Source organism: Streptomyces sp. NPDC054794 (assembly GCF_053611585.1).
In genome coordinates this window covers 89,060-100,314 of the sequence record NZ_JBSHAQ010000036.1, presented here as the reverse complement: position 1 = coordinate 100,314, position 11,255 = coordinate 89,060, and the positions used below count along the sequence as shown (strand labels likewise).

Sequence of the window (11,255 nt, the reverse complement as noted above, 5' to 3'; positions counted from 1 at the left end):
GGCAACCTGGTCGGGCACCCCCCGGCCCCGTACCCTTACACGCCCGGGTTCTCACACGGCGCCCTGGGCCCCCCCCCACCTAAGCAAAACGCGCCGGGTGGGCTGATTTACCACACCCCACCCGGCGCTTTCGAGCGTGCGGTGTCAGACCAGGTTCACCGAGCGGGCGGACGTCGCCCCGATCTCCTCCGCGACCTCGGCCAGCACGCCGGGGGCGACGGTGTCGTCGACGGTGAGGACCGCGAGCGCCTCGCCGCCCGCCGCCGCACGGGCGACCTGCATACCGGCGATGTTGATGCCCGCCTCGCCGAGGATGCGGCCGACGGTGCCGACGACACCCGGACGGTCCTCGTAGCGCAGGACGACCATGTGATCGGCGAGCGCCAGGTCGACGTCGTAGTCGCCGACCGCGACGATCTTCTGCAGGTGCTTCGGGCCGGACAGCGTGCCGGAGACCGAGACCTCCTCGCCGTTGCCGAGGGTGCCGCGCACCGTCACGACGTTGCGGTGGTCGGTCGCCTCGGAGCTGGTGGTCAGGCGGACCTCGACGCCGCGCTCCTGGGCGAACAGCGGGGCGTTGACGTACGACACGGTCTCGTCGACGACGTCCTCGAAGACACCCTTGAGCGCGGACAGCTCCAGCACCTTCACGTCGTGCTGGGTGATCTCGCCGTACACCTCGACGTCGAGACGCACCGCGACCTCGCCCGCGAGCGCGGTGAAGATGCGACCGAGGCGCTCCGCGAGCGGCAGACCCGGCTTGACGTCCTCGGCGATGACACCGCCCTGGACGTTCACCGCGTCCGGGACCAGCTCGCCGGCGAGGGCCAGGCGGACGGACTTGGCGACCGCGATGCCCGCCTTCTCCTGCGCCTCGTCCGTCGACGCGCCGAGGTGCGGGGTGCACACGACCTGGTCCAGCTCGAACAGCGGGGAGTCCGTGCACGGCTCCTTGGCGTACACGTCGAGACCGGCGCCCGCGACGCGACCCTCCTTGAGGGCGGAGTACAGCGCCGCCTCGTCGACGATGCCACCGCGCGCGGCGTTGACGACGCGCACGGACGGCTTGACCCTGCGCAGCGCCTCCTCGCCGATCAGGCCCAGCGTCTCGGGGGTCTTCGGCAGGTGCACGGTGATGAAGTCGGAGACTTCGAGCAGCTCGTCGAGGGACAGCACCTTCACGCCCATCTGCGCCGCACGCGCGGGCTGGACGTACGGGTCGTACGCGACGACCTTCATCCCGAAGGCGGACATGCGCTGCGCCACGAGGGCGCCGATGCGGCCCAGGCCCACGACGCCCAGCGTCTTCTCGGCCAGCTCCACGCCCGTGTACTTGCTGCGCTTCCACTCGCCGTTCTTCAGCGCGGCGTTGGCCTGCGGGATGTTCCGGGCGGTGGCGAGGATCAGACCGCAGGCCAGCTCGGCGGCGGTCACGATGTTTGAGGTGGGGGCGTTGACGACCATCACGCCGGCCTTGGTGGCGGACGAGACGTCGACGTTGTCCAGGCCGACGCCGGCTCGCGCCACGACCTTCAGCTTCTTGGCGGCGGCGACCGCCTCGGCGTCGACCTTGGTTGCGGAGCGGATCAGGATCGCGTCCACGTCGGCGATCGCGGGGAGCAGCTCGGCTCGGTCGGCGCCGTTGCAGTGCCGGATCTCGAAGTCGGGGCCGAGTGCGTCCACGGTCGCGGGCGACAGCTCTTCAGCGATGAGTACGACAGGTTTCGAGCTCACGTGAGGTCCTCACAAATCCAATGCATGCGGACGGCCGTCCCGACGGCCGCAGGCGGAGGAGGGGGCTAGTCGCGGAAGACGCACGACGCTGTGGGCCTGACGCGTATGTTGAGCAGCAGTGTAGTTGCGCTGCGGAGGTCATCTTGCGCCTCTGCGTAAGGATCACCCGTCCGTGGCTGGACGGGATGGACAACGGGGCCGGAGCGAAACGCCCCGGCCCCGGCCCCGAGGCCTACGCCTCCTCGTTCACCCACGACATCAGCTTGCGCAGCTGCTTGCCGGTGGTCTCCAGCAGGTGCTCGGAGTCCTGCTTCTTGTACTCGTTGTACTTCTTCAGACCGCCGTGGTACTCGTCCATCCAGTTCTGGGCGAAGGTGCCGTCCTGGATCTCGGCGAGGACCTGCTTCATCTCGGCCTTGGTGGCGTCCGTGATGATGCGCGGGCCGGTGACGTAGTCGCCCCACTCGGCGGTCTCGGAGACGGACCAGCGCATCTTCTCCAGGCCGCCCTCGTACATGAGGTCGACGATCAGCTTCAGCTCGTGCAGGCACTCGAAGTAGGCGATCTCCGGCTGGTAGCCCGCCTCGACGAGGGTCTCGAAGCCGGCCTTGACGAGGGCGGAGGTGCCACCGCACAGCACGGCCTGCTCGCCGAACAGGTCGGTCTCGGTCTCCTCGGTGAAGGTCGTCTTGATGACGCCGGCACGGGTGCCGCCGATCGCCTTGGCGTACGACAGGGCCAGGTCGAAGGCGCCACCGGTGGCGTCCTGCTCGACGGCGGCGATCGCGGGAACGCCGCGGCCCTCCTCGTACTGGCGGCGGACCAGGTGGCCCGGGCCCTTCGGGGCGACCAGCGCGACGTCGACACCGGCCGGGGGCTTGATGAAGCCGAAGCGGATGTTGAAGCCGTGGGCGAAGAACAGCGCGTCGCCGTCGTTCAGGTTCGGGGCGATGGACTCCTCGTAGACCTGGGCCTGGATCGGGTCCGGGATGAGGATCATGATGACGTCGGCCTCGGCTGCGGCCTCGGACGGCGTCACCACACGCAGGCCCTGCTCCTCGGCCTTGGCCTTGGACTTGGAGCCCTCGTGGAGACCGACACGGACGTCGACACCGGAGTCACGCAGCGACAGGGCGTGCGCGTGGCCCTGGCTGCCGTAGCCGATGACCGCGACCTTGCGGCCCTGGATGATGGACAGGTCGGCGTCAGCGTCGTAGAACAGCTCGGCCACTTTGGGTTCTCTCCTTGGATACGGGTGTTGCGTCCCACCGTATGACGGCGGGGGAAGGGGAAGGATCAGGGTCTCGGCATACGGGCGACCGGTGTCCCCCGGTCGCCCGAACCGATGCCGGTCGAGGTCTTAAGCCGACCGGTCGAGAGCGCGCAGCGACCGGTCGGTGATCGAACGGGCGCCGCGGCCGATCGCGATCGTGCCGGACTGGACCAGTTCCTTGATGCCGTACTGCTCCAGCATCTTGAGCATCGCGGACAGCTTGTCGCTGCTGCCGGTGGCCTCGATGGTGACCGCCTCCGGGGAGACGTCGACGGTCTTGGCGCGGAAGAGCTGGACGATCTCGACGATCTGGGAGCGCGTCTCGTTGTCGGCGCGCACCTTCACCAGAACGAGTTCGCGCTGCACGGCCTGCGCCGGCTCCAGCTCGACGATCTTCAGCACGTTGACGAGCTTGTTCAGCTGCTTGGTCACCTGCTCCAGCGGCAGGTCCTCCACGTTCACCACGATGGTGATGCGGGAGATGTCGGGGTGCTCGGTGACGCCCACCGCGAGCGAGTCGATGTTGAAGCCGCGGCGGGAGAACAGGGCGGCGATCCGGGCGAGGATGCCCGGCGTGTTCTCCACCAGGACGGAGAGCGTGTGCTTGGACATTTCTCTGTGGTCTCTCTCGCTCAGTCGTCTTCGTTGTCGCCGAAGTCGGGGCGGACGTCCCGGGCGGCCATGATCTCGTCGTTGGAGGTGCCGGCGGCGACCATCGGCCACACCATCGCGTCCTCGTGGACGATGAAGTCGACGACGACCGGACGGTCGTTGATGGAGTTCGCCTCTTCGATGACCTTGTCCAGGTCCTCCGGCCGCTCGCAGCGGATCGCGTAGCAGCCCATGGCCTCCGACAGCTTCACGAAGTCGGGGACGCGGGTGCCGGCGCTGGGCTGCTTGCCGTCCGCCTCCGGGCCGCTGTGCAGCACGGTGTTGGAGTAGCGCTGGTTGTAGAAGAGGGTCTGCCACTGGCGGACCATCCCGAGGGCACCGTTGTTGATGATGGCGACCTTGATCGGGATGTTGTTCAGGGCGCAGGTGGTGAGCTCCTGATTGGTCATCTGGAAGCAGCCGTCGCCGTCGATCGCCCAGACCGCCTGGTCCGGCGCGCCGGCCTTGGCGCCCATCGCGGCCGGGACCGCGTAGCCCATCGTCCCGGCGCCGCCGGAGTTCAGCCAGGTCGCGGGCTTCTCGTACTGGATGAAGTGCGCGGCCCACATCTGGTGCTGGCCGACGCCCGCCGCGAAGATCGTGCCCTTGGGCGCCAGTTGGCCGATGCGCTCGATGACCTGCTGCGGGGACAGCGAGCCGTCCTCGGGCTGGTCGTAGCCGAGCGGGTAGGTGTCGCGCCAGCGGTTGAGGTCCTTCCACCAGGCGGTGTAGTCGCCCTGGTGACCCTCGCCGTGCTCCTTCTGCACCGCCTGGATCAGGTCGGCGATGACCTCGCGGGCGTCACCGACGATCGGCACGTCGGCCTCGCGGTTCTTGCCGATCTCGGCCGGGTCGATGTCGGCGTGGACGATCTTGGCGTGCGGGGCGAAGCTGTCCAGCTTGCCGGTGACGCGGTCGTCGAAGCGGGCTCCGAGGGCGACGATCAGGTCGGCCTTCTGCAGCGCGGTGACGGCGGTGACCGCACCGTGCATGCCCGGCATTCCCACGTGCAGCGGGTGGCTGTCGGGGAACGCGCCGAGCGCCATCAGGGTGGTGGTGACGGGCGCTCCGGTGAGCTCGGCGAGGACCTTGAGCTCGGCGGTGGCGCGTGCCTTGAGGACACCGCCTCCGACGTAGAGGACCGGCCGCTTGGCCGAGGTGATCAGCTTGGCGGCCTCGCGGATCTGCTTGGCGTGCGGCTTGGTCACCGGGCGGTAGCCGGGCAGGTCCATGACGGGCGGCCAGGAGAAGGTGGTCTTCGCCTGGAGGGCGTCCTTGGCGATGTCGACCAGGACCGGGCCGGGGCGGCCGGTGGAGGCGATGTGGAACGCCTGCGCGATCACCCGCGGGATGTCCTCGGCCTTGGTGACCAGGAAGTTGTGCTTGGTGACGGGCATCGTGATGCCGACGATGTCCGCCTCCTGGAAGGCGTCCGTACCGATGGCCTTGGACGCGACCTGGCCGGTGATCGCCACGAGCGGCACCGAGTCCATGTGCGCGTCGGCGATCGGCGTGACCAGGTTCGTCGCACCCGGACCCGAGGTCGCCATGCAGACGCCGACCCGGCCGGTGGCCTGCGCGTAACCCGTCGCCGCGTGGCCGGCGCCCTGCTCGTGCCGGACCAGGACGTGGCGGACCTTCGTGGAGTCCATCAGCGGGTCGTAGGCCGGCAGGATCGCGCCACCGGGAATGCCGAATACCGTGTCAGCGCCGACCTCCTCAAGCGAACGGATGAGGGACTGCGCACCCGTGACGTGCTCGACGGTCGCGGACTGCTGTCCTCCGGAACGGGGCCGCGGCTGCGGATGGTGGGCCCCCGGGGCCTGCTCGGTCATCGGCATTCTCTTCTCGATGCTGAGGGTTTTTGCGAAGTTTGTGCGATGTGCGGCTGTTGTACGCCTGGTGCCTGTGCAACAAAAAACCCCTCGTGCCGCAAGGCAAGCGAGGGGAGCGCGCCGGTGAGGTCGCTGGGGATTCCGGATCGTCCTCCGGTGGGTCCCAGCTCAGCCGACGCGCTGTCCAAGTACGAGAATTCGGGTGCGCATGGGACTGACCCTCCCTCCGACGCGCACCACGTGTCAAGTGGGTGGGACGGGAGTCTCATTATGTGAGCGATGGGCACTTCCGCCTCCGAAGACAGCGGGCACACCACTTGTGTACACCCCCGCGCCGCCGCCCGCGAACGCCGGTTCGGCGGGTCCGTGCGGAACCGGATAATGGCCTGATCCGAGCGCCCGGCGCAGCCGGAATTCGTCGAGCGGACCGGAAAAGGCCATGCCCTGCCCGTGTGTGCAACCCATCTGGCGCAGGGCGACGATCTGCTCCGGAAGGTCCACGCCCTCGGCCACGGACTGGAGCCCGAGGTCGGTGGCGATACGCAGCAGCCCGCTGGTGATCTTGTGCAGCCGGGCGGACTCGACGACGCCCTCGACCATGCTGCGGTCGAGTTTCAGCACGTCGACGGGGAGCCGCCGGAGGGTGGTGATCGCCGCGTAGCCGCTGCCGAAGCCGTCGAGCGCGATCCGTACGCCCAGCCGCCGCAGGGCGCCGAGACGGCGCTCCAGCTCGTCCAGACAGACCCGGGGGTCGGTCTCGGACAGCTCGACCACCAGGGATCCGGAGGGCAGCCCGTGCCGGGTCAGCAGGGCCTCCACCGAGCCGAGCGGCATCGACCGGTCCAGCAGACGCCGGGCGGACATCCGCACGACCACGGGCACGGCGAGGCCGGTCCCGGCGCGCTCGGCGGCCTGTTCCACCGCCTCTTCGAGGATCCAGCGGTTCAGTTCCGAGGTCTTGTCGCTGTCCTCGGCCACCCGCAGGAACTCGGCCGGGGTGAACAGCACCCCTTGCGAGGAGCGCCAGCGCGCCTGCGCGGAGACCGATGTGATCCGGCCGTTCTCCAGGCACACCACCGGCTGGTGCAGCAGCGTGAACTCGCCGTCGTGCAGCGCGGCACGCAGCCGCGTGGCCAGCTCCGCCTTGCGTACGACGTCCTGCTGCATCTGTGGTTTGTACAGCTCGACCCGGCCCTTGCCCGCCGACTTGGCGCGATACATGGCGAGGTCGGCGTTGCGCAGCAGTTCACCCGCGCCGAGACCCGGTTCGGCGAAGGCGACGCCGATGGACGCGTTGACACGGACATCGTTGCCGTCGATGAGGTAGGGCTGGGAGAGGGTCACCCTGAGGCGGTCGGCGAGCTCCAGGATGTGCCGTTCCCGGGCACTGCGGTCACGGGTGCCGTCCCCGACGATCAGCGCCGCGAACTCGTCACCGCCCAGCCGGGAGGCGGTGTCGCTCTTGCGGACGGCGTCGTGGAGTCTGCGGGCGGCCTGGACGAGCAGTGCGTCCCCGGCCTGGTGCCCGATCGTGTCGTTGACGGCCTTGAACCCGTCCAGGTCGATGAAGAGGACGGCCGTGCCGCGCAGGGCGGCGCCGCGGTCGGAGGCGCGGCGGCCGGACAGGGCCTGCTGGACGCGCCGGGTGAACAGCGCGCGGTTGGGCAGGTCGGTGAGCGGATCGTGCTCGGCGTTGTGCTGGAGCTGCGCCTGCAGGCGCACCCGCTCGGTCACGTCACGGCTGTTGAAGATGAGGCCGCCGTGGTGCCGGTTGACGGTCGACTCGACGTTGAGCCAGCCGCCGCCGCCGGACCGGAAGCGGCACTCGATGCGGGTGGTGGGTTCTTCGAGGGGGCTGGCGGCGAGGAAGCGGCGCGCCTCGTGCACCACGCAGCCCAGGTCCTCCGGGTGGATGAGGTTGGCCAGTTCCGTGCCCACCAGGTCCTCCGCGGGCCGTCCGTAGACCCCGGCGGCGGCCGGGGAGACGTACCGGAGGATGCCGTTGGGCGCGGCGATCATGATGACGTCGCTGGAGCCCTGCACCAGGGAGCGGAAGTGGTTCTCCTGCTGCGCCAGTTCCTGGGTGAGGGTGATGTTGTCGAGCAGCATGATGCCCTGGCGCGTGACGAGCGCGAGCACCACGGCACCGGCGGTGATCAGCACGACGTGGTCCGGGCTGCGGCCGTTGAGGACGTTGTAGAGGATGCCCAGGGTGCACACGGCCGCGGCCAGGTACGGGGTGAGCGCGGCCAGGGAGCCGGTGAGGGGCCGGCCGACCGGATACCGGCTGTGATCACCCCCCGGCACGGGCAGCGGCGTGCGGTGGTGGATGCCGCCGCGCTGTCCGGGCACGTGCTCGTGGACCACGCGCGTGTGCCCGTCCGGAGTGGGCCGCTCGGCCTCCTGCGGCCCCTGCCCGCGCGGTGCGGCCCACGGGGCGTAGGCGAGCAGCAGGGAGCCGGCGAACCAACCCGCGTCGAGCAGCTGGCCGGAGTGGTAGCTGCTGTGCAGCAGCGGCGAGGTGAACAGGGCGTCGCACATCACGGTCAGGGCGAGCGCGCCGATGGCGGTGTTCACCGCCGTGCGGTTGCCCGGCGAGCGCCGGAAGTGCAGCGCCAGCACCATGCTGACCAGCGCGATGTCGAGCAGTGGGTACGCCAGTGAGAGCGCGGTGTGCGCGACGCTCGGCCCGTCGAACCTGGCGGCCTGGGCGAGCGCGAGGCTCCACGACAGGGTGAGCAGCGAGCCGCCGATCAGCCAGGCGTCCAGCCCCAGGCAGATCCAGCCCGCCTTCGTCACCGGCCGCTTGGCGAGCACCAGCAGCCCCACGATCGCGGGCGGCGCGAAGCACAGGAAGAACAGGTCGGCGTAGCTGGGGCTGGGTACGGGACGTGCCAGCACGACCTCGTACCACCCCCAGACCGCGTTGCCCAGGGCCGCCATCGCCGAGGAGAGGGCGAACAGCAGCCACGCGGGTCGAAAGCGGACCCGGGGCGTGCGCGCGTAGAAGAAGCAGGACACGGCGGCGGTGCCCGCCGCCGCCGTCAGCCCGAAGTCACCCATGATCAGGGCGACTTCGGCCGAACCCCAGCCGAGCGCGGAACCGACGGCGTAGGCCGCGCACACCAGGGTCAGAACCAGTTGCCGGACCATCCGCGCCCCACCGCCGACGGCCGGCGGTCGGGACAGCGGCGTCCCCGACGAAGACTGCGCCCGCAGCGCTCCGTGGAGGGCGGTCGTCACGGTAGGCGGCGAGCTCACCGGGGCCTCCCGGTCCGCGCCGCTCCCGGGGCCCGCGAGTCCCGGTGCGCTGGGTGCGCATGCCTCTTGCGTGCCGTGTGCCCGCGCTGGTGGTGATGGCTGTTGTGGTGGCCGCGTCTGCGCGCGGTCGTGCGCCAGGGTCGCCGCCGGCGGCTCCGCCGCGTCGGATCGTTCGTCCATAGGCCGTGCATCGCCCGTCGCCCCCCTCACAAATCTGAAATGTCCATCCCCGGCGCCGAACGGTGCGCGGCGCAGCCCCTGTCGGGACGATACACCAGTCTCGTCACTCAGGGACATAGCTTCTCTACGCTCCGTGACGACCAGCGGCAATGCGGGCACGCACCGCGTCCGGGGGATTGCGGAGGGTGCCGGAAACGGACCGCCCGCCTGCCGTGGCGGCCGTCAGGCGTCTGCGCTGCCCGTCGTAAGGATCACGTTGCGCAGGGGCTCCCGGTTCACGAAGCGGGTCAACTGGTCCACCAGCAGCCGCTTGGCGCGCGGCAGGAAGGCCGAGCTGGGTCCGCCGACGTGCGGGCTGATCAGCACGCCCGGCGCCTGCCACAAGGGGTGACCGGGGGGCAGCGGCTCGGGATCGGTGACGTCGAGCGCGGCGGTGATGCGACCGGTCCGCAGCTCCGCGAGCAGCGCGTCCGTGTCCACGACCGGCCCGCGGGCCACGTTGACCAGCAGCGCCCCGTCCTTCATCCGGCCGAGGAAGTCTGCGTCGACCAGGCCTCTGGTGGTCTCCGTGAGCGGCGTGGACAGGATGACGACGTCCGCCTGCGGAAGCAGGGAGGACAGTTCGGTGAGCGGATGCACCGGTCCGCGCGCCGAGGTGCGCTCAGAGCGCGCGACGCGCGCCACCCGCGCGAGCTCGAACGGCGTGAGCCGGTCCTCGATGGCGGCGCCGATGGAGCCGTAGCCGACGATCAGAACGGTCTTGTCGGCGAGGGCCGGCCGGAATCCGCTCAGCCATTCCCCCTTGTCCTGGGCCCGCACGAAGTCGGGGATGCCGCGCAGCGAGGCGAGGACGAGCGTCAGCGTGAGCTCGGCGGTGCTGGCCTCGTGCACCCCGCGCGCGTTGCACAACCGCACCCCCGGGCGGAGGTTCTTCAGGCCCGGCTGCACATGGTCGATGCCGGCGGTCAGCGTCTGTACGACCTGAACGGACCGCATCCGGGCCATCGGCCGCACGCACAGTTCACTGGGCTTCATATAGGGCACGACGTAGACGGCACAGTCGCCCGGGTCGGCGGGGAACTCCTCACCCCCGTCCCAGAACCGATAGGCGGGCCCCTGGGGAAGCCCTGCGATCTCCTCCGGCGGGATGGGAAGCCACACGTCAGCAGTCATGGTCGGGAGGCTATGTCAGCGAAGCGGAGGCCAGAGGTTAGGTTGGGGGCCGGACGAGGGAGGTTCACGAGCAGGTGGAGCGCAGGACGATCGGCGCGGGGGGACTCGCGGTGGGGGCCGTCGGACTCGGATGCATGCCGATGAGCTGGGCGTACAGCGGGTCGCGGCAGCGGGGCGACGCATCGCTCAGAACCGTGCACCGGGCGCTCGACGCGGGCTCGACACTCCTCGACACGGCGGACATGTACGGCCCGTTCACCAACGAGCTGCTGGTGGGCCGAGTGCTGAAGGAGCGGCGCCCGGACGCCTTCGTGTCGACGAAGGTCGGCCTGCTGGTGGGCGAGCAGCACATCGTCGCGAACGGCCGCCCGGGGTACGTGAAGCGGGCCTGCGACGCCTCGCTGCGCCGCCTCCAGACGGACGTGATCGACCTCTACCAGCTCCACCGGGCCGATCCCGAGGTCCCGGTCGAGGAGACCTGGGGCGCGATGGCGGAACTGGTCCGGGCCGGGAAGGTGCGGGCACTCGGCCTGTGCGCGATGGGGGCGCGCGGCGGTCGCCGCTCGGGAGCGGGGCTGCACGACACGACGCTGCGCCAGCTCCAGCGGGTGCAGCAGGTCTTCCCGGTGAGCGCGGTGCAGGCGGAGCTGTCGGTGTGGTCGCCGGAGGCGCTGCGGTCCCTGCTCCCCTGGTGCGAGGCGCGGGGCGTCGGCTTCCTGGCCGCGATGCCGCTCGGCAACGGTTTCCTGACCGGCACCCTGACCCCCGGCGAGGGCTTCGAGCCGGACGACCTGCGCGCCCGGCACCCCCGCTTCACGGCCGAGATGATGGCCGCCAACCAGCCGATCGTGGCCGGCCTGCGCCGGGTGGCCCGACGCCACGGCCCCGAGGTCACCCCGGCCCAGGTGGCCCTGGCCTGGATCCTGTCCCGGGGCCGCCATGTGATCCCGGTCCCCGGCACCAAGCAGGAGCGCTGGGCGGCGCAGAACGCCGCCGCGGCACAGCTGTGCCTGACCCCGGAGGACTTCACGGAGCTGGCCCGGCTGCCCGCGGCTCAGGGGTCGTGGGACTGAGCGCGCACGCGGTCAGGGGTCCGCGGGCGGATTCTTGACGGGAGACCGGGAACCCGGGCGGGGCCGACGGTGTAT

Annotated in this window: 7 protein-coding genes; 1 reads left to right on the top strand and 6 read right to left on the bottom strand. The window is 70.5% G+C overall.

The window, feature by feature from the left end:
* Nucleotides 1-144: 144 nt before the first annotated feature.
* The 6 genes from serA to ACWGKT_RS31985 all read right to left on the bottom strand — a co-directional run bounded on the left by serA (nucleotide 145) and on the right by ACWGKT_RS31985 (nucleotide 10,107).
* On the bottom strand, nucleotides 145-1,734 hold the full coding sequence (serA, locus tag ACWGKT_RS32010) for a phosphoglycerate dehydrogenase (RefSeq protein WP_356149119.1): 1,590 nt from the start codon (nucleotides 1,732-1,734) through the stop codon (nucleotides 145-147).
* Between the two features lie 232 nt (nucleotides 1,735-1,966).
* Complete coding sequence (gene ilvC / locus ACWGKT_RS32005; RefSeq protein WP_356149122.1) at nucleotides 1,967-2,965, bottom strand: ketol-acid reductoisomerase; 999 nt, start codon at nucleotides 2,963-2,965, stop codon at nucleotides 1,967-1,969.
* A 129-nt stretch (nucleotides 2,966-3,094) separates the two neighbouring features.
* Nucleotides 3,095-3,619 (bottom strand): acetolactate synthase small subunit, encoded by a 525-nt coding sequence (gene ilvN / locus ACWGKT_RS32000; RefSeq protein WP_235456583.1) that lies wholly within the window; start codon nucleotides 3,617-3,619, stop codon nucleotides 3,095-3,097.
* Nucleotides 3,620-3,639: 20 nt separating this feature from the next.
* Nucleotides 3,640-5,499 carry an acetolactate synthase large subunit gene (locus tag ACWGKT_RS31995; RefSeq protein ID WP_453276418.1) on the bottom strand — a complete coding sequence of 620 codons (1,860 nt, stop codon included), beginning with the start codon at nucleotides 5,497-5,499 and terminating at the stop codon, nucleotides 3,640-3,642.
* A 237-nt stretch (nucleotides 5,500-5,736) separates the two neighbouring features.
* A complete protein-coding gene (locus tag ACWGKT_RS31990; RefSeq protein WP_453276417.1) occupies nucleotides 5,737-8,754 on the bottom strand; it encodes a putative bifunctional diguanylate cyclase/phosphodiesterase in 3,018 nt (1,005 codons plus the stop codon).
* Nucleotides 8,755-9,156: 402 nt separating this feature from the next.
* A complete protein-coding gene (locus ACWGKT_RS31985) occupies nucleotides 9,157-10,107 on the bottom strand; it encodes a 2-hydroxyacid dehydrogenase (protein WP_356149130.1) in 951 nt (316 codons plus the stop codon).
* 74 nt (nucleotides 10,108-10,181) lie between these two features.
* Here ACWGKT_RS31985 and ACWGKT_RS31980 point away from each other — a divergent pair, with 74 nt between their 5' ends.
* Nucleotides 10,182-11,180, top strand: coding sequence for an aldo/keto reductase (locus tag ACWGKT_RS31980; protein WP_453276416.1), 999 nt, complete (start codon nucleotides 10,182-10,184; stop codon nucleotides 11,178-11,180).
* Nucleotides 11,181-11,255: the final 75 nt, after the last annotated feature.